The 19,607-nt window shown below is 69.4% G+C and carries 19 protein-coding genes and 1 pseudogene; 10 read left to right on the top strand and 10 right to left on the bottom strand.

The genetic code is table 11. From position 1 onward, the window contains the following. The first annotated feature begins 220 nt into the window (after window positions 1-220). Window positions 221-1,057 carry an IS5 family transposase gene (locus tag ACN27G_RS08400; protein ID WP_421497274.1) on the top strand — a complete coding sequence of 279 codons (837 nt, stop codon included), beginning with the start codon at window positions 221-223 and terminating at the stop codon, window positions 1,055-1,057. A gap of 154 nt (window positions 1,058-1,211) precedes the next feature. Next, complete coding sequence (locus tag ACN27G_RS08395; RefSeq protein ID WP_421492203.1) at window positions 1,212-1,739, top strand: DUF5980 family protein; 528 nt, start codon at window positions 1,212-1,214, stop codon at window positions 1,737-1,739. Between the two features lie 57 nt (window positions 1,740-1,796). Here ACN27G_RS08395 and ACN27G_RS08390 read toward each other — a convergent pair whose 3' ends face one another. Both ACN27G_RS08390 and ACN27G_RS08385 read right to left on the bottom strand, forming a co-directional pair. Further along, complete coding sequence (locus ACN27G_RS08390) at window positions 1,797-2,159, bottom strand: hypothetical protein (protein ID WP_421492202.1); 363 nt, start codon at window positions 2,157-2,159, stop codon at window positions 1,797-1,799. Between the two features lie 116 nt (window positions 2,160-2,275). Further along, window positions 2,276-3,562 (bottom strand): trypsin-like serine protease, encoded by a 1,287-nt coding sequence (locus ACN27G_RS08385; protein WP_421492201.1) that lies wholly within the window; start codon window positions 3,560-3,562, stop codon window positions 2,276-2,278. A 238-nt stretch (window positions 3,563-3,800) separates the two neighbouring features. Between ACN27G_RS08385 and ACN27G_RS08380 the strand changes: the two genes are divergently transcribed. The 4 genes and pseudogenes from ACN27G_RS08380 to ACN27G_RS08365 all read left to right on the top strand — a co-directional run bounded on the left by ACN27G_RS08380 (window position 3,801) and on the right by ACN27G_RS08365 (window position 8,073). Further along, a complete protein-coding gene (locus ACN27G_RS08380; protein WP_421492200.1) occupies window positions 3,801-6,422 on the top strand; it encodes an ATP-binding protein in 2,622 nt (873 codons plus the stop codon). 260 nt (window positions 6,423-6,682) lie between these two features. Then, on the top strand, window positions 6,683-7,135 hold the full coding sequence (locus ACN27G_RS08375) for a DUF5980 family protein (RefSeq protein WP_421492199.1): 453 nt from the start codon (window positions 6,683-6,685) through the stop codon (window positions 7,133-7,135). Between the two features lie 3 nt (window positions 7,136-7,138). Next, window positions 7,139-7,270 (top strand): annotated as a pseudogene (locus ACN27G_RS08370) (PEP-utilizing enzyme); the annotation flags it as partial. 146 nt (window positions 7,271-7,416) lie between these two features. Then, a complete protein-coding gene (locus ACN27G_RS08365; RefSeq protein WP_421492198.1) occupies window positions 7,417-8,073 on the top strand; it encodes a flavodoxin family protein in 657 nt (218 codons plus the stop codon). On the opposite strand, the gene ACN27G_RS08360 is transcribed toward ACN27G_RS08365, so the two are convergent. The 6 genes from ACN27G_RS08360 to ACN27G_RS08335 are packed head-to-tail and all read right to left on the bottom strand — an operon-like array spanning window position 8,016 to window position 13,160. Beyond that, window positions 8,016-8,549: a hypothetical protein gene (locus tag ACN27G_RS08360; protein WP_421492197.1), complete on the bottom strand. Its 534-nt coding sequence runs from the start codon at window positions 8,547-8,549 to the stop codon at window positions 8,016-8,018. The two genes, ACN27G_RS08365 and ACN27G_RS08360, sit on opposite strands and share 58 nt — an antisense overlap. Further along, window positions 8,539-8,931, bottom strand: a complete 393-nt coding sequence (locus ACN27G_RS08355; RefSeq protein WP_421492196.1) for a carboxymuconolactone decarboxylase family protein — start codon at window positions 8,929-8,931, stop codon at window positions 8,539-8,541. Before ACN27G_RS08355 ends, ACN27G_RS08360 begins: the two co-directional genes overlap by 11 nt. Beyond that, window positions 8,928-10,172 carry an MFS transporter gene (locus ACN27G_RS08350; protein WP_421492195.1) on the bottom strand — a complete coding sequence of 415 codons (1,245 nt, stop codon included), beginning with the start codon at window positions 10,170-10,172 and terminating at the stop codon, window positions 8,928-8,930. The genes ACN27G_RS08355 and ACN27G_RS08350 overlap by 4 nt, the downstream gene beginning before the upstream one ends. Further along, complete coding sequence (locus ACN27G_RS08345) at window positions 10,169-10,681, bottom strand: aromatic-ring-hydroxylating dioxygenase subunit beta (RefSeq protein WP_421492194.1); 513 nt, start codon at window positions 10,679-10,681, stop codon at window positions 10,169-10,171. The genes ACN27G_RS08350 and ACN27G_RS08345 overlap by 4 nt, the downstream gene beginning before the upstream one ends. Then, complete coding sequence (locus ACN27G_RS08340) at window positions 10,678-11,997, bottom strand: aromatic ring-hydroxylating oxygenase subunit alpha (protein WP_421492193.1); 1,320 nt, start codon at window positions 11,995-11,997, stop codon at window positions 10,678-10,680. Before ACN27G_RS08340 ends, ACN27G_RS08345 begins: the two co-directional genes overlap by 4 nt. Continuing rightward, window positions 11,994-13,160 (bottom strand): glycosyltransferase, encoded by a 1,167-nt coding sequence (locus ACN27G_RS08335; protein ID WP_421492192.1) that lies wholly within the window; start codon window positions 13,158-13,160, stop codon window positions 11,994-11,996. Before ACN27G_RS08335 ends, ACN27G_RS08340 begins: the two co-directional genes overlap by 4 nt. A 647-nt stretch (window positions 13,161-13,807) precedes the next feature. Here ACN27G_RS08335 and ACN27G_RS08330 point away from each other — a divergent pair. Beyond that, a complete protein-coding gene (locus ACN27G_RS08330; protein ID WP_421492191.1) occupies window positions 13,808-14,638 on the top strand; it encodes an endonuclease/exonuclease/phosphatase family protein in 831 nt (276 codons plus the stop codon). Window positions 14,639-14,837: 199 nt separating this feature from the next. Here the strand turns inward: ACN27G_RS08330 and ACN27G_RS08325 are convergent, their stop codons facing one another. Beyond that, window positions 14,838-15,464, bottom strand: coding sequence for a TetR/AcrR family transcriptional regulator (locus ACN27G_RS08325; protein ID WP_421492190.1), 627 nt, complete (start codon window positions 15,462-15,464; stop codon window positions 14,838-14,840). Between the two features lie 176 nt (window positions 15,465-15,640). Here ACN27G_RS08325 and ACN27G_RS08320 point away from each other — a divergent pair, with 176 nt between their 5' ends. The 3 genes from ACN27G_RS08320 to ACN27G_RS08310 all read left to right on the top strand — a co-directional run bounded on the left by ACN27G_RS08320 (window position 15,641) and on the right by ACN27G_RS08310 (window position 18,184). Then, a complete protein-coding gene (locus ACN27G_RS08320) occupies window positions 15,641-16,111 on the top strand; it encodes an ester cyclase (RefSeq protein WP_421492189.1) in 471 nt (156 codons plus the stop codon). A 182-nt stretch (window positions 16,112-16,293) separates the two neighbouring features. Beyond that, entirely contained in the window at window positions 16,294-16,620 is a 327-nt protein-coding gene (locus tag ACN27G_RS08315) for a hypothetical protein (RefSeq protein WP_421492188.1), read from the top strand. A 373-nt stretch (window positions 16,621-16,993) separates the two neighbouring features. Beyond that, window positions 16,994-18,184 carry an ISAs1 family transposase gene (locus tag ACN27G_RS08310; protein WP_421492187.1) on the top strand — a complete coding sequence of 397 codons (1,191 nt, stop codon included), beginning with the start codon at window positions 16,994-16,996 and terminating at the stop codon, window positions 18,182-18,184. 254 nt (window positions 18,185-18,438) lie between these two features. On the opposite strand, the gene ACN27G_RS08305 is transcribed toward ACN27G_RS08310, so the two are convergent. Beyond that, window positions 18,439-19,584 (bottom strand): IS701 family transposase, encoded by a 1,146-nt coding sequence (locus ACN27G_RS08305; protein ID WP_421492186.1) that lies wholly within the window; start codon window positions 19,582-19,584, stop codon window positions 18,439-18,441. Window positions 19,585-19,607 lie beyond the last annotated feature (23 nt).

Genomic DNA, 19,607 nt, shown 5'->3' with positions numbered 1-19,607 from the left:
CTGGACGTTTGTTTCGCGTTCGCGTCAGTAGTGCCCGATTCGCATCTCGGCCTCGGTGACACAAATGCCGGACCTGACCTGGAATGAACGCATCCGATCCAGCTCTGCTCTGGCCGGAATCGACGCGTTTCACCCTGCGATCCTGTCTGATTCGCTTACGCCCGCAATCAGCGGACATAACGTCCGCCGAGCCGGCCTCCAGACAGCGTACGACCGCACCATGACCGCACGGCGAGCCTACCCATCCGACCTGTCCGACGCCCGCTGGGCCCTGATCGCACCCCGCCTCACCGCCTGGCGCCAGGCCCGCACCGACGCCGGCATCGGCGGCCGCACGCCCACCCACGACCTACGCGAGATCTTCAACGCCATCCTGTACGTCAACCGCACCGGCATCGCCTGGCGCTACCTGCCCCACGACTTCCCGCCCCACGCCACCGTCTACGGCTACTTCGCCGCCTGGAGCAAGGAAGGCATCCTCACCGAACTGAACTACAACCTCACCGGCCTCGTACGCGACCACCACGGCCGCACCATCCACCCCACCGCATCCATCATGGACAGCCAGAGCGTAAAGACCTCCACCAACGTCCCACTGTCCACACAGGGCACCGACGCCGGAAAGAAGATCGTAGGCCGCAAACGCGGCATCATCACCGACACCCTCGGTCTCCTACTGGCGGTGGTCGTCACCGCCGCCAGCGCCAGCGACAACACCATCGGCATCGACCTACTCGACCAGGCCACCACCGCCTACCCCACCCTGACCAAGACCTGGGTCGACGCCGGCTTCAAGAACCGCGTCGTCGAACACGGCGCCCAACTCGGCATCGACGTCGAGACCGTCACCAAGGACCCACAGGCCAAAGGATTCAGCGTCGTCAAACGGCGTTGGGTCGTCGAACGCACCCTGGGATGGCTCATGCACCACCGCCGGCTCGCACGCGACTACGAAGCACGACCCGACAACTCCGCCAGCATGATCACCCTCGCCATGATCGACAACCTCGCCAAACGCCTCACCGCCGAAACCACCCCAACCTGGCGATACGGCTAAACCCACATAACCGACGAAGTACGTGAATCAGACGTCCTCTGAGAACTGCCGCCTACCGTGATCGTCTGAGAACTGCCGCCTACCGTGGCGGGCGCAGGTGCGGTGGCGCGGACGACGGGCCCTCGTGCCACACGATCGTTCGAGGAGGTCAGTGGTGAGATCGATCCGGCTTGGCGCACCGTCGGCCCTCTGCCTGGCAACCGCACTGGCGGCTACGTTACTGGGCGCCCTTCCGGCCGCCGCGGCGGGCGGTCCGGCCACGCCGGCCGGCCCGGCGGCCGCCGGAACCACCACCGTGACCGCCGGCGCAGCGGCGGACCGGGCTGCCGAGCAGGCGACCTGGAAGCTGACGCCGCTGCTGGAAGGCGGCCAGACACTCTGCACGCAGACCACCCTCGGCCGGTGGAGCCTGGTCTATGTCGTGATCGTCGGGACCTGGTCAACCGAGATCGAGGCCGGCGTGCACAGCCTGCCCCCGGGCTCGGACATCCAGACCTTCCCACCCCTCGCGCCCGGATCGAACCCGCGCACGCCCGGAGGGTCCATCCGGATCAACACCGCCGTCAACGTGTACGCCCCGCCGCTGCCGGTCGGGACGTACCCCGCGGTGCTCTGGGCGTCGGACGGGGTACAGACGCAGAGCATCCCGTTCGAGATCAGAGCGCAGGAGGAAAGGTGCTGAGCCGCCCCGCTGCCCGGGGCGTGCCCCGTCCAGCCGGCAGATGGTCCCGCTCCCCCGTCATCGTCCGGTAGGCGCCCGACCCTGTCGGCTCGGCGGCAGCGGCCGCGCGTCGCCACCGGGCCCGCGGTGCACCGACCCGGCGCGGGCCGCCCGACGCTGGTGGACCAGCCGGGTCAGGTAGAGCAGCGCGCCGGCCAGGACGCCCATGTCGTCGAGGTAGATCGGATCGGGCAGCACGTCAACCGGCAGCACCGTGTAGATCAACGCGCCGTAGAACGCCACCTTGCCGCCGGCACCCAGCTCGCCGAGCAGCTTGCGCGTGCGCAGCACCCGCACCGCGAGCACGACGGCCCCGACCAGCGTGGCGACGGCCACGATGCCACCCAGGACCAGGATCACGGTCCACGTCTCCCCGGACATGCCGCAACGGTAACCCGGCGGACCCTCCGCCGCCCGATGGCATCGCCGTACGGCGCGGATCCGCCGGGTCACCCCGACGGACCCGCGCCGCCCCCTCACGCAGCGTCGACCGGGATTCAGACGTCGACCGAGATGCTGCCGATCGCGGGCAGCGGAGTGAAGTTGGAATGCCCGCTCTCGTCGTGGCAGCTCTGGGAGCTGCTGCTGTGCATGCCGAGCGCGATCCGGGTGCCGTCGGCGTTGAGCTCGTACCACCCGCCGCCGCTGTCGCCGCCGCAGGCGTCCTCGTTGTCGACGCGCACCATGCCGCGCCGCTGCGCGTCGCTGACCGACCCGATCACGCCGCAGCGGTTCGTCCCGGTCAGGTCGGTGGCGTTCGCGGCCAGGCACGCCGTCTCGCCCACCACGAACTGCGCCATCGACGTCGCGGCACCGTTGAGCCGGACGAACCGGTTGGCCGAGGTGTGCGAGTAGAGTCGGCCGATGCTGTCGTTGGCGTAGGTGGGGTTGGTGACCTCGATGAAGGACACGTCGACCCGCCCGCTGTTCGTGGCGCCGCGCAGCGTTCCGATGTTCGTGCCGGCGGTCGACCAGGTGACCCCGACGCCGGTGGAGCAGTGGCCGGCGGTCATGAGCCACCGCACGGAGGGCGTACGGGTGTCGTGCGCCATCCAGCCGAGCGAGCAGCCTGACGGCGCGAGAATGAGTCCGGCCCGGAGGCTGTCGTCGCAGTTGCTGCGCGAGGTGCAGACGTCCGGCACGTCCCGCACGGTGCTCCGCGCCACCACCGTCACGCCGTCCGCCGACGGCACGGACCGCAGCGCGGCCATCCGTCGCGCCGGCACGGCGACCACGACGCGGTTCTCCTTGACGTCGATGCCCACGTTGCCGTCGGCGGCGGCGCCGAGGGCGTCCGTACCGACGCGCAACGCGTCCGCCGAGCGCTCGAGCTCGGCGAGGCTGCGACCGACGAGGCGGGTCTGCACGCGGATGCCGAGGTCCCGGCCGAGTGCGGCAGTGGCGGACCCGGCGGCCGTGGTCGTCACCGCGACGTGCAGTACGCCCGACGGCGGGTCGAACCACGCGCCGCCGAAGGTCGCCGGGTCCTGGGTGATCTTGCTGAGCAGTTGTCTGCGCCTGGTCTGCTCTGCGGCGGCGGCCCGCGCCGCCGCGGGCGACATCTCGGGGTGCGCCTCACGATAGGCCGAGGCGATGGTCTCCAGCGCCGCGCCGGGTATTCCCCGGTCGACCGCGGGTCCGGTCAGCGCCGCGTCCGACGGGGCGGCGTCCGACGGGGCCGCGTTCGCGGGTCCCACCAGCAGTGCGGCGATGAGCGTGGTCACGCCGACGGCGATCGTCAACCCGCGCAGGCGACCGCGCGGAACGGTGCTCCTCGGTTCCATACGGTGTCTCCTCCTCAAGCGTCCATCGGCAAGGCCCGATGGGCTGGGCTTCAGGATGGAGGCGTCGGGGCGCGTGCGGCAGCGGTCGGCACCGTCAGGACCGTCGCTGACAGTCAGCCGGGCACCCACGCCTGCCGGGAATGCGACTGACACCCGGACGGAGGGCTGCGATACGTTATCGACGGACGTCTCTGCGGGTTGTGCATGGGGGTGGGTGGCACCGATAGGACGGCTCAGGATGCCCCTGGTGCCGGACGGGCCGGTCCGGCTCTTCTACGAGCGGCTGCACGACCTGCACGCGTCGGCGGGCTGGCCGAGCATGCGCGAGTTGCAGCGGGCCAGCCGCAGCGCGCGCCGGCCCCGCGGGATCAACCCGACCACCATCCACGACGCGTTCAGCCTGCCCCGCCTCGCGCGCTGGGAGGTGGTCGAGGAGATCGTTACCCGGCTCGGTGGCGACGTCGACGAGTTCGGACGCCTGTGGCGGCATGCCCGGGAGGCGCAGGCGCGCGAGGCGGACCTGGCCGCCGTCGCTCCCGCCGGGGTGCCGGTCGCCGCCTCCGGGGTGTCCGGCTCCACCCCCGTGCCGAGGGAACTGCCGCCGGAGGTGTTCGGCTTCACGGGCCGTAGCGACCAGCTCAAATGGCTGGACGAACTGGCGACCGGCGGTGGGACACCGGTGCTCACGGTGATCGCCGGTACGGCGGGGGTGGGCAAGACGGCACTCGCCGTGCACTGGGCCCACCAGGCCGCAGAACGGTTCCCGGACGGCCAGCTCTACGCGAACCTGCGCGGCCATGCGCCGGGCGATCCGGTACGGCCGATCGAGGCGCTCCTCCAGTTTCTCCGCGGCCTCGGCGTGCCGGCCGACGAGTTGCCGACGGAGGAGGATTCGGCGGTCGCGCGGTACCGCTCGTTGCTGGCCGACCGCCGGGTGCTGGTGGTGCTCGACAACGCGGCGAACGCCGCGCAGGTGCGGCCACTGCTGCCGGCCGGCGCGGGATCCCTCGTGCTGGTCACCAGCCGGGACCGGCTCTCCGGCCTGGTGGCACGCGAGGGCGCCCGCCGGTTGAGCCTTGACGTGCTCGGCGCCGACGAGGCCTACCTGTTGCTGGCCCGGATCCTGGGCGCGGACAGGGTGGCCGTCGAGCCGGACGCCGCCGGCGAGCTGGCACGGGCATGCTCGTTCCTGCCGCTGGCGCTCCGCCTCGCCGCGGCGGCGGTGATCGACCGGCCGGGACGCCCCATCGCCGATTACGTCGCCGACCTGCACCGCGACGCCCTGGCCGGCCTGGAGATCGACGACGAGCCGTCCGGGGCGCGGGCGACGTTCGAGCTGTCGTACCGCGCACTGGCGCCTGACGTGCGGCGGCTGTTCCGGTTCTCCGGGCTCGTACCCGGGCCCGACCTCACCCCGGAATGCGCCGCCGCGCTGGTCGGTACGACGGAATCGGCCGCCGGCCGACTGCTGGAGCGGTTGGCGGCGGCGCACCTGCTCACGGAGCATTCGGCGGGCCGCTACGCCGGCCACGACCTGCTGCGCCAGTACGCTGCCGACAGGTCGCGGACGGAGGACAGCGCGCAGACGCGGCAGGCTGCGCTACGCCGGCTGCTCGACCGGTACCTGCGCGGGGCCGACGCGGCGGCGAGGCGGCTCTACCCGCACCGGTTGCGTCTTCCGGTGCCGCCCTCGTCGGCCCCGGCATCCGGCTCCGACGACAACACGACCGCGTCGGCCCCGGTACCCGACTTCCACGACGACGCGGCGGCATTGGCCTGGCTCGACGCCGAACGGGGCAACCTGGTAGCCGCCATCGCGTACGCCGCCGACCATGGTCCCCGGCCGGTCGCCTGGCTGCTGGCCGACACGCTGCGCAGCTACTTCTGGCTGCGCATGCAGACCGTCGACCTGGTCCGCGCCACGACCGACGCGTGGCGCGCCGCCGAGGCCGACGGTGACCCGCGCGCCCGCGCCATGACGCTGCTCAGCCTGAGCAACATCGACCACCGCCGACGGCGGTACGCCGAAGCGATCGAGCACTGCACGGATGCCCTCGCCCTCGCCGAACGCGCCGGATGGGAGCAGGGGCAGGCCACCGCCTTCGGCATTCTCGCCACGGTGTACCGCGACGCCGGTGAGCTGGAGCGGGCCGCCGAGGTCTACGGTCGCACGTTGACGCTGTACCGCCGGGTGGGTTCGCTCGACGGCGAGGCGCTCACCCTCGACCACCTCGCCCGGACGTACTGGTACCTCGCCCGTTTTCCCGAGGCACTCGAGTCGGCCACCCGGGCGCTGACGCTGCGGCGGCAGACCGGATCACGCCAGGCCGAGGCGGCGGCGCTCGACACCCTCGGCGAGATCTGCCACGCCGCCGGCCGGCTCGACGAGGCACTGGACCACCTCAGCCTCGCCCTGACGCTGAACCGGCAGGTCGGCGACCGTGGTGCGGAGGCGTACACCCTGCGCGACCTGGCCGAGGTGTACCGCGACCGCGGTCAGTCCCGACAGGCGCTGGATCTGGCACGTACGGCGGTCGCCCAGGCCCGCCTGCTCGGCGACGTCCGGATCGAGGCCGACGCGTTGAACACGCTCGCCGCCGTCTACCACCACCTCGGTCAGGAGCGGGACGCGGTGACGCACCACGAGCTGACTCTCGAACAGACCGGTGCCAGCCGCGACCCCTTTCCGCGGATCGAGGCGCTGATCGGTCTCTCCGCCGCCTGGCACGGTCTCGGCCAGCGGGAGAAGGCCCGCGAGTACGCGCACCTCGCGCTTGCCGAGGCCCGCCGGACCGGGTTCCGGATCCTCGCGGAGCGGGCCGGGAAGCTGGTTGACCCGCAGGTGCGGGGCGAACCGTAGCTGCCCATCGCGGCCGGCAGCCGTCCCACCGATGCTGGCGGATCCGCCGTTCAGTCGATGTCGGTCAGTCCGAGGAGGTCCTGCGGCCCGGCCCGTCCGTCCAGGGTGGCCCGTACGGCCACCACGGCGACCACCGGATCCTCAAAGTAGTTCTGAGAACAGCGACGTACGCTGCCGTACTCAAGGGCGGCGATTGACCGGCGGCAATGCCGAAATTGGTGGTGGCCGCCTGTCGAACGAGTTTCTGGGAGGTCTCTTCGATGTTCCGATCGATCCCCGGCCTCGCCCGGCTGGTGCTCGGGCTGGTCACCGCGGTGATGCTGGCGCTGGCCGCCAGCCAGCCGGCCGCCGCCGCCGCGACGGACACCGGCACGGCGCCCACCACGTGGCAACTGACCGGCGTCGGACAGCGCATCTGCATTCCGGCGGGCGAGTCCTGGTGGACGTACTTCTGGATCACCATCGACGGGGAGTGGGCGACGCCCATCGAGGTCGGTGCCCGGAACCTGCCCGCCGGCACGACCACGAGCCTGCCGCACGTGCCGATCCCACCCGGTTCGAGCAACGGCCGCACCGCGCTCAACCTGATCGCGATGACGCTGCCGCCGCTACCGTTCGGGGTCTACCAGCCGGAGCTGACGGCGTCGGACGGGGTGGTGACGCAGAGCGTCCCGGTCACGATCAAAGTCCAGGAGCGTTGGGGCTGCGCCTGAGCGCACGGCGCGGTGATCGCACGGGAGTACGGCTCGCCGGCCGTCGTCGGCGTCGTGGACGGCACCCGGCTGATCGCCGACGGGCAGCGGATCCGCGTGCACGGCACCGACGGGTACGTCGAGATCCTCCCCTGACCGGATGTCGGCGGCCCGGCTCGGCCGGCTCCCGTTTCGACGGTGCTCGATCGCAGGTAGGTTGAGGCTGCCTCGGTGTGCGGCCACGGGGGCTTCGTCAGTGGCCGGCCCTGGGCGGCGCCGGGCGGACAGGGGAGGACCATCCGATGAAGATCGTTGCGCTGTCCTGCACGCAGAAGCGTCTTCCGTCGCTGACCGACGCGCTGCTCGAGGCGGCGGTCACCGGCGTCGTCCGGGAGGTCGGCGACGCGGAGATCCAGCGGATCCGGTTGATCGACCATCGCATCGCGATGTGCGAGGGCGAGGACACCTGCCTTGATCCGGCGGTGGGCCGGTGCACGCTCGACGACGACTTCGCGCACGTCGTCGAGCTGGCCGGGGGCGCGCGGGCGATGCTGCTCGCCATGCCGGTGTACGCGGGGAACGTGCCCGCGGTGCTGAAGATCTTCCAGGAACGCCTGAAGAGCTTCATGAACGCCGGGCAACGCCCGTTCGGCAACCTGCTGGTGGGGACGATCGTGCATTCGCGCACGATGCTGACCGAGCCCGCACTGGGCGCGTTGTTCCCGTGGTACCTGCGGCTACGGAACAGGAACGTGGCGTCCGCGTGCTTCACCCAGAACGATCACCAGGACCTGACCCGCACCGCGGCGCTCGACCTGTGTGTGGCCGTGGGCCGGCAACTCGGCATGACGCTCGACGGCAGCCGGTCGCAGGCCGACGACGGCAGGGCACTGCCGTTGGTTCAGTCACCGGCTCGCCCGCGCTGCGGTGACCCGGCCGCGTCCTCTCCCGGAGCATGAGATTCCGCGCGCCAGGTGCACCCGTCCCCCGCCTGTTCGCACGACACCGTGACCTCCGGTTCCACGTAGCGGGCGGCGATGGCGGTGTTGAGTTCCTGGCAGTACGGGCACGGCGACGAGAACGTCAGTACGACGCCGGCGCGGGCGGCTCGTCTGCGGTACCGGAGGATCCCACAGTCGGGGTTGCGCAGGACGGTGCCCGAGGGCCGGGGCTCGCTCGTCACCGCCGAGTCGTAGAGCAGCAGCTGACGCTGCAGCCGGGTCATGAAGTGATCGGTGGCGGAGACCTCGGCGGGCCGTTGCGCCCGCAGGAGCTGCGCGGTGATGCGGGAGTTCGCCTCGATCCACGCGGCCAGGCCCTCTTCGCCGTGCTCTCCCAGGATGAACTCCTCCGCGGCGGCCTGGGCCTCGAAGAACCGCTGACGCCACAGGTCGACCTTGTCGGCCGGGTCGAGGGGGGACGGTTCACCGGTCATGGTCCGCGTCCCTCCCGGTGCCGCGGTCCAGCTCGGCGAAGACCTCCTGGGCGACGCGCAGCCCGTTGTTGGCGACCGGCCAGCCACCGTAGTAGGCGAGCTGGATGATGACCTCGACGATCTTCTCTCGCGACATCCCGAGGTGCAGGGCGGCACCGATGTGGCCGCGCAACTCCCAATCGGTCCGCGCCAGTGTGACCGCGGTCAGCGCGACCAGTTCGCGCTCCTCGACACTCAGGTGCGGACGGCTCCAGATCTCACCGAACAGGTGGTCGACCGTGATCTGCAGGAACTCCGGGTAGGAACCCGGGCGCGGTTCGCGGCCGAAGACCTGCTTGAACATGGCCTCACCCCGCTCACGTCGGGCAGCGGGCTGATTCATCGATCGACTCCTTCGTCTTGGCCGAACAGTTGTCTTGGCCGAACAGTTGTCAACGTCCACGACGCCACGAAGGCGACGACCAGCAGCGCGGCGCCGCTGCCGAAGGCGGCCGGCACACCCACCCGCTCGGCGACGAGCCCGACGACGACCGGTCCGACCACGGCGCCGACGTCGGTGCACATCGAGAAGACGGCGACACCGCTGCCGGCCCGGCCGGCGACGACGTCACCGACCAGTGCGGCCGGTGCGGCGTTGAGCAGCGCCGATCCCGCCGCGTACACACTGAGCAGGACGACGAGCCAGGCGTAACTGTCCACGAACACCAGGGCGGTGATCGCCGTTGCGGCCACACCGGTGCCGGCGATCATGGCGGGCCGGCGGCCGGCCCGATCGACAACCCGGCCGGCCGGCATGATCAGCAGCGCCTGGACGACCGCGGATATCGTGAACGCCCACCCGACCCACGTCACGTCGTGCCGCCACGCCACCACCACCGTGGGTACCAGTGCGCTGCGTAGCCCGAACAGGACCCATCCCTGCGCCAACGCGGCGAGGCAGGCCACCAGGTAGCGCCGGTCCCGCAGCAGGACCGGCAGCCGGACCACGTCACGGCCGGGCTCCGCGCCGGCGGTTCGGCGGGTGCGGAGCACCGCCAGGGTCAGCACCGCGGCAGCCAGCAACAGCACCGCGTACGCCACGAACGGCGCGGACAGCGCGACGAGCGCGAGGAGCCCGCCCAGTGCCGGTCCGCAGATCCCGCCGAGCAGGAAGCCTGCTTCGAACACGGCGCTGGCCCGGCCCCGCTGGTCGGCCGGCGCGATCGCCAGGAGTGTCGCCAGTGCCGAGACCGAGAAGAGCACCGAGCCGACGCCGCCCAGGCCGCGGAACACGAGCAGTTGCCCGTAGGAGCCGGCGAACGCGGTCAGGGCCGAGGAGACCGCACAGAGCAGCAGGCCGGCGACGAGGACCCGCCGCTCCCCGAAACGGACTCCGAGCCGCCCGCAGAACGGGCTGGCGGCCAGCCGCATCAACGCGAACAGGGCGACGAGCGCTCCGATCTGGGTGGGCCCGGCCCCGAACGTCGCCGCGTACACCGGGAGCACCGGCAGCACCAGCCCCAGGCCCAGCATGACGCAGCCACCGACGACACTGAGGACGTAGACCTCGCGCGGGAGACGCGGCCCGGCGACGGCAACGGGTGGGGCGCTGCCGGGGCCGGCCGCCGTCACTGTCCGGCTCACAGGATGATGCTGAGCTTTCCGTGCTCGTACAACGTCTCGTGGTCGAGCACCACGACCCGCCGCCGGATCCGGAACGACCCGCCCTCGGCGACCAGCTCGAACCGGCACTTTCCGACGTAGGCGTCGGAGCGCCCGTGCCCGAACCGGTGCACGACGAGCTTCGCCGCCACGTCGAGGTGCGTGCCCCGGTCGGTCAGGATCTCCACGTTGCCGATCATGCGATTCGTCCGCGATCGGGGGTTCTCGCACCACACCTCACCGGCCAGGAGTTGCTCGATCCGCTGGCGTAGCCGGGCGGCGTCGTCGTCGATGAGCCCGAGCGCGTCGGCCGGCTCGCCGCGGACATCGGTGGCCGGCACCGAGTAGCGGATGTCGTCGGTCAGCATCTCGTCGTACCACTCGAGCAGGCGCCACTCGTCGAGCAGCCGCGCCTCGCGGAAGAGGAACTGGCTCACCCGATGCCACAACCGCACCTGGGCCTCGTCGTCGACCGTCAGCTCGATGGTCATCGTGGCCCTGCCCCGTGCGGCCCGGCCCGGTGATCGACCTCGAGGTGGCCGTCGTCGCCGTGCATCAGCCGGTCCCACTGCCGCCAGAACTCGCGGGCGGGAAGCTCGTCGGTGGTCTCCGGGACCTCCTTGTGCATGCCGCGGGACAGGTCCGAGTAGCGGACCGTGCGGTTGAGGTAGCCCCGCTGGCACGACTCGATGATCTCGATGTCGTCGGGTGTGGCGAAGCCGGCGGGGCCGAGGAACGTCAGATAGTGGCTCTTGCGCAGCTCCCGGATGTCCGGATCCTCGTCCCTGGGGGCCAGGGCGACCGAGGTGATGGCCATCTGGCCGGCGCCGACCGGGTCGATCTTGCGGATCGTGATCGCGATCGCGTCGATGATCATCAGGTTGGGGAAGATCAGCAACGCGCGATTCGTGCCGGTGATCCGTTCGGCACGTTCGGCACCGAACCGGTCGACGAACCGTGCGGCCGTCGCCTCGATCCGCGGCCGGACCTCGGCACTGAACATCGGCGTCCAGTAGGCGAGCGGGCGGGCCGCCGCCGGTGGCAGCTCGTTGGCCCCGTGCCCCAGCCCGAGGGCGCGGCCGAAGCCGCCCCGCCGTCGTGGTGGCACCGACCCCAGCGACTCCATGTAGCCGACGTACCGCTTGTGCAGCGCCCGGAAGTGGTAGATGTCGACGCTGTTCTCCATCATGAGCTTCCAGTTGGCCCGCGCCCCGTGGAGTTGCGCACCCTGGATCACCTCCATCCCGACCTCGGACTGGTCGTCGATCAGATCGAGGTACTCCGTCGCGCCGGCCAGGTAGCCGGTCAGGGTGCGCGGCTGCTCCGGATCGAAGGTGACGAACACGAAGCCGCGGTAACTGTCACTGCGGTGCCGCGCCAGGCCGAAGTCCGCCTTGCGGAAGCCCGGCCCGTAGCCGTCCGGGATCGGGACGCCGACCAGGTCGCCCTGGTTGGAGAAGGTCCAGTCGTGGTAGGGGCACCGGAACGATCTGGCCTGCCCGGCCGGCTGCGAGCAGAGCAGAGCCCCGCGGTGGGTGCAGCTGTTCGCGAACACCCGGATCACCCCGTCGGACCCGCGCGCCATGACCACCGGGCGGCCGCCGACGTCGCGTGCCACGTAGGAGCCCGGCCCCGGCACCTCCGATTCGTGCCCGACGTACAACCAGCAGCGATCGAAGATCCGGGTCATCTCCCGGGCGGCGATGTCGTCGTCGGTGTAGGCGCGGCGGTCCACCCGGAACGAGAGGCGTTCGAGATCATCGACCACGATCCGGTCGCCCACCGGCCGCTGCAGTTCGATCGTCACTGCTCCCCCTGCCGCTGTAGCGTCTCGACCGTGCCGATGACCAGCTCGGCCGCCTGCGCGGCAGCATCGCCGCACTCCGGCTGCGCGGCGCGCAACCGGGCCCGGTAGCCCCGGGCGGGATCGAGCAGATCGGCGACCGCGCCCGCTACCGCCTCTCCGGTGACGCCGGCCGGCTCCAACGCCGTCCCGAAACCCGCACTGCCCACGAAGTACGCCTGGATGGGCTGGTCCACGGCCAGCGGGATCACCAGCATCGGTGTCGCCGCCCGGATCGACTCCGCCACGGAGTTGTATCCGCCGTGGGTGACGAAGACGTCGGCGCGCTCGAGCACCTCACGCTGCGGCAGATACGGGGCGGTGAGCACCTCGTCGGGAAGCGCGAGTTCCTCGGCGAGATCCCCCACCGCGGCGATCACCTGTGCACCGGTCGCCGCCGCCCCCATGATCACCGTGCGCAGCAGCTCCGGCCGCCGGTAGAAGATCGTGCCGAAGGAGACGTACACCAGCGGGCGGTCGGGGTCGATCCGGTCCAGGCCCGAGAAGGAGACCTCGTCGCCGCGGATCCCCGCCGCGCCCGGCAACCCGACCAACCGCACACCGTCGTCGGTGACCGCGTCCTCGCCGACGAGTGCGGGAATCGTCGGCATCACATTGAGAATCGGCGAACGCGCCGAATGGGTCCGGGTCGACCACGACACCCCGTGACTGGTCAGATAGTCGCCGACCTGCTCGTCGTACGGCCAGCGACCCCGTCGATGCTCGCGGGGGCATACCCCACCCAGGTTCGCCCAGATCATCCCGTACGGCACGCCGGACGCCTCCGCGCCGACCATGGCCGAGGCCGTGACCGGCAGCGAGTCGACAAGCACGAAATCCGGCTCCGTCGCACGGAGCGCATCGGCCGTCTGGTCCGCCACCGGCGACGACCGGAGCATCGGTCCGATCTTCGCCGGGTCGTCGCTCCACGGCGCCATCTCGACCTGGCCGACCGGGTGGACCTCCGCCTTGCCCAGGGCCTGGCGACGCTGCTCGTCGAGCGAGCCACCGTCGGCGGACAACAGCAGCAGCGCAACCTCACCGCCGGCACTCTGGAGCGCATTGACCACCGGAACATACGGGTTCAGGTGACCGTGCTGGGTCGTGGTGAGCAGGGCAACGCGCATCAGATCTCCGATCCATCGAAAGATGGCGACGACCGGCAGGCAAAAGGGACCATCGACGTCCACGTACTGCTACGAGGCTCTACGCATTCCCCGTCATCGTTGAGGGGACACATCAATCGACGCTACTCGGAACAATCTCGAAACAACCGGGTGCACCACCTGCCGCAGGCAGTTTCGCAAAGCCTGCCGGGATCTGCAATCAATGTCAATGCCTCACCGCTGTCGACCACCACCACTCTGCTGGACCCAACGTCGACCGTGCTCCGGTAAGGTTGTCATTTGAGCCCTTTAAGGCGAGTCCGAATAATTGGAGTGGCCCGGTCTGGGTTTTCGGCTGTTGTGGCGTACGGCTGCAGCGATGGTGATATGCCGGTCAGCCCGAGCAGGCTGGTCGCCGTGTCGCGCCGTCCGGGCGGGCCGCCGGTACTCGCGTCGGTCGCCCGACCTGCACCGCCGTCGTCGAGGGCGGGCCGCCGGACCGAGCCGGTCGACACGACGCGGGCCTGTCGATCTCCTGTTCCCCGCTGTTCGGTGCTGCGTCGACTCGAATCGATAGGGTGCGCTGGCCGCCACCGACGGCGGTTTCGTGCGAAGGGAAGTCGATGCGCAAGACAACACACTTGTCGACCCGTGCCCTGGGCGCTCTCGTGGGCGCGGCTGCGCTGGTGGCAGCCCTGCTACCGGCCACACCGGCGGTCGCGGCGAACGTGACCTTCAAGGCAGCGACACTGAACATCTACAACGGGCTGAGCCAGGCCGACTTCGTCCACGACCTGAACCTCATCGCGTCCAGGGCGGACCTGATCGGGCTCAACGAGGTCGGCAACCGCAAGGCGTTCCTGCAGAGCTGGGCCGCCGACAACGGCTGGTGGTGGTACGCACCGGGCGGGACCAACCAGGCCGGCGAGACGCTGATCGCCAAGAAGAGCATGTTCGACGTACTCGACAAGGGCTCGATCTTCGTGTGTGACACCAACGGTCCGGGCGAGGTGCCGCCCGCGCGGTACAACAACTGGGTCAAGTACCGGCACAAGGCCAGTGGCCGCAACGTGACACACATCAACGCCCACGCGGTGGCCAGCATCGAAACCGCCGGCCGGCCGGAGGACCTGCCGCGCACCAGGTGCGCCGAGGCGCAGTTCCAGGGCCTCAAGGACCTGGCGGTCGACAAGCAGGACGAGGGCCAGGTCATCGTCAGCGGCGACCTCAACGTCGACTTCAGCGCCGACCGAAACTACGGGTACGCGAAGTTCCCGTGGAAGGTCTTCGAGGCCAACGAACTGCCGAATTTGCGCTCCACCTTCAACCTCTACGGCGAGAAGGGCACCGGAACGCACGGCAACCGGCACATCGACTACGTCTACTTCTGGAAGCGGCTGCCGGAGTATCAGCTCATGTGGATGACCGGCTACGACATCGTCAGCGGCACCAGGTCCGATCACAACGGTGTCGTCGCGACGTTCTCCATCCAGAACTGACCCCCTCGTCCCCTCCGTCGGCTACGAGTCCCGCTCCCGTTCCCGCTCCCGTCCCGTCGTGGAGGGGCCGGCGCCCCTTCCGCTCATGCTGATGTCAGTGCGCCGTGCGCGCTTTGAGCTGTTCGGAGTGTTCTCGGGAAAGGCGGGTGTGCGGACCTGCTGAAGAGAGCTCGCCTTGACGGTGGCCAGGCGTCGGCAGTCATTCCCCCGCCAACGGGCGATCATCGGCCTCGTCCATCCGCTGAGTGTGGAGCACGCGAAGCGCGTCGAGTGCGACCGCGGTGAGAACGCCGCGGCCGACACCGGCGCGACCGAGCAACTCCATCCCCCGAGTGATGGCGACGAAGTAAACGGCCAGTGATTGCACGTTCGCGTCCTCCGGGATATCGCCGCTCTCCCGCGCATGTTCCAGGCATTGAGCGTAGACACCGGCGAGCTGTTCGATGCCAGTCTTCGCGGCCGTCGAAAGCAGATCCTCCTCACCGGTCGATTCGACCAGCGCACGCGTGGTGAGCGAGACCCGCCGATCACTTCTACTGAATTCGATTGCCATCACGAGCATGTGACCACGAATCCGTTCCAACGGCGAAGCGTCATCGTGTCCGAGCGCTTCCGAGACGGCGCGCGTCGCCTCGTCCCGATCCTCGGAGAGCGCCCGGAGAAACAACTCCCGCTTCCCGCCGAACGCGTTGTACAAGCTCTGCTTCCCCAGGCCGGTCGCCCGCACAAGGTCATCCAGTGTCGCAGCGGCAAGGCCGTACACGGCGAACACCTCACTAGCGCTGCTGACGACATCGCTCTCGAGGAACTTGCGGGGACGAGGCATGTGAGCAAGCTTACGTTATTGACCATACGGTCAAAAACCTGCTAGCTTGGTTGGGCGCGCATCAGTGGAACCACGACGGAGGCGCCGTCGACCTGGGAGACGGCGTCGTCACTCGACTCCTGCCGGACGGCAGCAACTCATCTCCTGTAGACACCAAGCATCAAGGAAGAGCAGAAGTGAAAAGTAACGAAGAGGTTGTTCGCGAGGCATACCGGCTGTCGGAAGGGAACGTCCTCGATGGAGACGGTTTCCGCGCCCTGTTCGCCGAGGACGGGGCGTTCAACGACGTGCCGAATTCGCTAACCTTCCGCGGGGACCAGATTCCTCAGGCGCTGACGGGCTTCGCCAGCGTTTTTCCCGACGTCCACCGTGAGCTACTCGAAGTGCATGCGCTCGGTGATGTCGTTGCCGTCAAACTCCGAATTCAGGGAACGCATCTCGGCGTGTTCCCGACCCCGATCGGCGAAATTCCACCGACCGGTAACCGGATCGACGTGCCGACGGCGGATCTCTGGTATCTCCGTGACGGAAAGATCGAAAGGTTCGACTGTTACAACGCGGCCAATGTGCTGCTCGCTCAAATCGGAGCCAACCCCGACTTCAAATCGGCAATCGAAGCCGCCAGGACAGCCGCCACAGGGGCGTAGCTCTACCACGCGGCGCCGCGCACGCGACAGAATCTCCGAGGTGGCCGGCCGCACCACCAAGGCGGCCACCGCCGCGGCCACCTTGGTGGTGCTTGTCGCGGGCAGTGCTGCCTGGCACGGCTTGTCCTGACCCTGGCTTGTACATCCTCAACTGAACCCCACACCGCGAACGGAATCCGATCATGTATCAGATCAGGATCTACACCCTGCGCACGACAGAAGCGCTCCAGCAGTACGCCACCGTGCACTGGCCGCGGCATCTCACCAGCATGCCCTCGTTCGGGGTCACCGTGCACGGCTTCTGGACCGATCACCAGGCTCACCAGGCCGGCGCGCTCCGCTTGATCGCCCTGCTGTCGTTCCGGAAGGGCACCGACCCCGCTGAAGTCACCACCGCTTACCTGGCGAGCCCCGAACTGGCGGCGGATATGCACGGCTTCGACGTCAGCGACATCGTCAGCGTCGAGGAACTGCTGCTCGACCCGGTCGCCGGATCTCCCCTGGCCTGAGGGTCACGCACCTCGGTGATGAGGCCCCGGCAGCCATTGACCGGAGGCGGAAACGTTCGCCACCGGCTGCAAAGCGTGGGAGTTTACGTCAGCATCGACACCGCCACGACATCTGGCCTTTCGACAACGAAGAGGAGATGGTCCGGCCGACCGAAAGGACTTGGCCGCACTCGCCGACCGGAACGAGCCGGCCGATATCACGACTTCCGAGGCACCTGCGCACCAGGGTCTTTGCGTAGTCGATCGAGGTGCGTCTGACCTGGCTGTACGCGGTGCCGTGACCTGTGTGGAGGGTGATGCGGTACGGGTGCGGCCCGTCGGTGATCATGGAGTTGCTGAGACAACATGACACCGAGAAGGACCACACCCGCGCATGTCATCATCGCTGATCGACGTGATCCGCCGGCACGCCCCTACCCCGTCCGACAGCACGGCTGCCGGTCATGAGGCGTTTGGCCTGCTGGAGGCCCTGGCGCGGGTTCCTGACCCGCGTGACCCGCGAGGGATCCGCTATCCCCTGACCAGCGTGCTCGCGGTCGCGGTGTGCGCGGTGATGGCCGGGGCTTGCACGTTCGCCGCGATCGTCGACTGGGTTGATGATCTCGATGCGCCGGCGTGGGGCCGGCTCGGGTTCACCGGCCGGATACCGGTGCTGACCACGGTGTGGCGGCTGCTGGTCCGCGTCGACGCCGAGATGTTGACGGCGGTCCTGGCCGACTGGCTGTGCTCGCGGGTGTCGGCGCCGCCGCCGGTGCGGCGGGTCATCGCCGTTGATGGCAAGGTGCTGCGGGGCGCGGTTCTGCCCGAGGGACGGGTCCATCTGCTGTCGGCCTACGACACCTCGACCGGTGTGGTCCTGGCGCAGGTGCAGGTCGCGGCGAAGTCGAACGAAATCCCGGCGTTCGCCCCGCTGCTGGAACAGGTCACGGCACGGCTGGGCAGCCTGGCCGGGGTGGTGATCGTCGCGGACGCCCTGCACACACAGCTCGCCCACGCCCGAGCTGTCGCCGCTGCCGGCGGGGACCTGTACGTGTCGGTCAAGGCCAACCAGCCGACCTTGTACGCCCAGCTCAAGCAGTTGCCGTGGGCGCAGGTGCCGGTCGGGGACCAGCACCGCGACACCGGACACAGCCGCCACGAAACCCGCACCGTCAAGGCGCTGACCCTGCAGACTCCCGGCGGCATCGGCTTTCCTCATGCTCAGCAGGCGGTCCGGATCACCCGTACCCGCACCGTGGCTGGCAAGCGAACGCGGGAGACGGTCTATCTGGTGGCATCGTTACCCGCCGTCCACGCCCAGCCTGCTGACCTGCAGGAATGGGCCCGGCTGGAATGGCATATCGAGAACCGGCTGCACTGGGTCCGCGATGTGACTTTCGGCGAGGACTCCCACCGAGCCCGCACCGGCACCGGACCCGCCGTCGCGGCGGTCCTGCGTAACACCGCGATCGGATTCCATCGCGGCAACGGCGAGACCAACATCGCCCGAGCCACCCGACGCGCCAACCGCCGACCCCACGACCTCATCACCACCGTGACCAGCAGCTACCCGACTACGCAATGACCCTGACCTGCGCACGGAGGAGTAAGGCGGTGCCGGGCCGGGGCTCGCCACCATGACGTCGATGTGCTGATTAGTACTGCAACCCGATGTCGTTACTTACGGTGGGTCGGCTCGTTTGCGGTAGTGACAGGCTCGGGCTTGTTCCTGGCGGCGGCGTCGGAAGCGGGACCAGCGCCAGACGTGTTCAGCCGTGTGCGTCGCGGCCATGACGAGTTTGGTGAACAGGCGACGGATTTCGTTGCTGGTCAGCGGGATCAGCTTGCCGTCGCCTGTGTCGGGACCCCCTTTGCGGCCTCGCTGGCGCGGGTCACGACCAGGAACGCGGCAGCAGCTATGGCCAAGGTGATGTGGGCGTACCAGGCGTCGTAACGGCGGACCTGGTATTGGTCCAGGCCGACCTCGTTCTTCGCGGTCTGGAACGACTCCTCGATCGCCCACCGGGAACCCGCCACCCGGACCAGTTCCCGCAGCCGGGTCCCACGAGTGCCGAAGCACCGGTAGTAGGCGATCTCGCCGGTGCTGATCGAGCGGCGGGCCAGCACCCAGCCGCGGCGGCCGTGCGTGAACTGCGTGCGGATCGGGGTCCAGGCCCAGTCGTAGACCCGCGGTCCGTGGGCGCCGTCGCCGCAGGACATCCGCCGCCACGCTCCGGCCCGGATGGTGCTGATCATGTACTTGACCGAGCTGACGGTATGCAGCCCGGCCGGGACCTCGTCGTCGTTGCGGGTAGCCATCACATACGCGATGTCCTGCTCCTCGAGCCAGTCCCGCAGACCGGGGTTCTGCCCGAACGCCTCGTCAGCGGTGAACCAGGCAAACGGCACCTTCGCGGCGACGGCACGCTCCAGCATCGCCCGGGCATGCTGCGGTTTCGTGGCGAATTCGACGTCGTCGGGCACCGCCGCCCCCGCGCACCGGTCCGGATCGTCGGTCCATGACTTCGGCAGGTACAACTCCCGGTCGATCAACGCCCGTCCTCTGCGTGAGGCGTAGGCCAGGAACGTGCCGATCTGGCAGTTCTCGACCTTGCCCGCGGTGCCGGAGTACTGCCGCTGCACACCCGCCGACCGGCTGCCCTTCTTCACGAACCCGGTGTCATCAGCGATCAGCACACCCTCGGGGTCGCCGAGGTGCTCGACCAGGTAACCACGTACGTCGTCACGGACCAGGTCCGGGTTCCAGCACGGGCTGTACAGCATCTCCTGAACAGCGTTCGGCGAACGCCGACCGGCATACTCCGCGATCGTCCACCCGTTACGCCGCTCCAACGGGGCCAACAGCCCACGAACGTAGGCGAACGCCAACCGGCGTGGCTCTACCCGCGAAAACCGGCCCGCGACAACCGCGAATAGATCATCCAGACCCGACTGCCACTCCGCCAACACCTCGCCACCCAGCATGACCAATCAACGAGCCACCCACA

Source organism: Plantactinospora sp. WMMB334 (genome assembly GCF_049179095.1).
Taxonomy (GTDB): domain Bacteria; phylum Actinomycetota; class Actinomycetes; order Mycobacteriales; family Micromonosporaceae; genus Plantactinospora.
This window is presented reverse-complemented; position numbering and strand designations above follow the sequence as displayed.

What these genes read in the sequence shown, in the direction of transcription:
- ACN27G_RS08355 (WP_421492196.1), bottom strand. Translation starts at nt 8,931, where the DNA reads ATGAATCAGCCCGCTGCCCGACGTGAGCGGGGTGAGGCCATGTTCAAG.
- ACN27G_RS08360 (WP_421492197.1), bottom strand. Translation starts at nt 8,549, where the DNA reads ATGACCGGTGAACCGTCCCCCCTCGACCCGGCCGACAAGGTCGACCTG.
- ACN27G_RS08375 (WP_421492199.1), top strand. Translation starts at nt 6,683, where the DNA reads ATGTTCCGATCGATCCCCGGCCTCGCCCGGCTGGTGCTCGGGCTGGTC.
- ACN27G_RS08335 (WP_421492192.1), bottom strand. Translation starts at nt 13,160, where the DNA reads ATGCGCGTTGCCCTGCTCACCACGACCCAGCACGGTCACCTGAACCCG.
- ACN27G_RS08345 (WP_421492194.1), bottom strand. Translation starts at nt 10,681, where the DNA reads ATGACCATCGAGCTGACGGTCGACGACGAGGCCCAGGTGCGGTTGTGG.
- ACN27G_RS08310 (WP_421492187.1), top strand. Translation starts at nt 16,994, where the DNA reads ATGTCATCATCGCTGATCGACGTGATCCGCCGGCACGCCCCTACCCCG.
- ACN27G_RS08390 (WP_421492202.1), bottom strand. Translation starts at nt 2,159, where the DNA reads ATGTCCGGGGAGACGTGGACCGTGATCCTGGTCCTGGGTGGCATCGTG.
- ACN27G_RS08365 (WP_421492198.1), top strand. Translation starts at nt 7,417, where the DNA reads ATGAAGATCGTTGCGCTGTCCTGCACGCAGAAGCGTCTTCCGTCGCTG.
- ACN27G_RS08385 (WP_421492201.1), bottom strand. Translation starts at nt 3,562, where the DNA reads ATGGAACCGAGGAGCACCGTTCCGCGCGGTCGCCTGCGCGGGTTGACG.
- ACN27G_RS08305 (WP_421492186.1), bottom strand. Translation starts at nt 19,584, where the DNA reads ATGCTGGGTGGCGAGGTGTTGGCGGAGTGGCAGTCGGGTCTGGATGAT.
- ACN27G_RS08400 (WP_421497274.1), top strand. Translation starts at nt 221, where the DNA reads ATGACCGCACGGCGAGCCTACCCATCCGACCTGTCCGACGCCCGCTGG.
- ACN27G_RS08315 (WP_421492188.1), top strand. Translation starts at nt 16,294, where the DNA reads ATGTATCAGATCAGGATCTACACCCTGCGCACGACAGAAGCGCTCCAG.
- ACN27G_RS08380 (WP_421492200.1), top strand. Translation starts at nt 3,801, where the DNA reads ATGCCCCTGGTGCCGGACGGGCCGGTCCGGCTCTTCTACGAGCGGCTG.
- ACN27G_RS08325 (WP_421492190.1), bottom strand. Translation starts at nt 15,464, where the DNA reads ATGCCTCGTCCCCGCAAGTTCCTCGAGAGCGATGTCGTCAGCAGCGCT.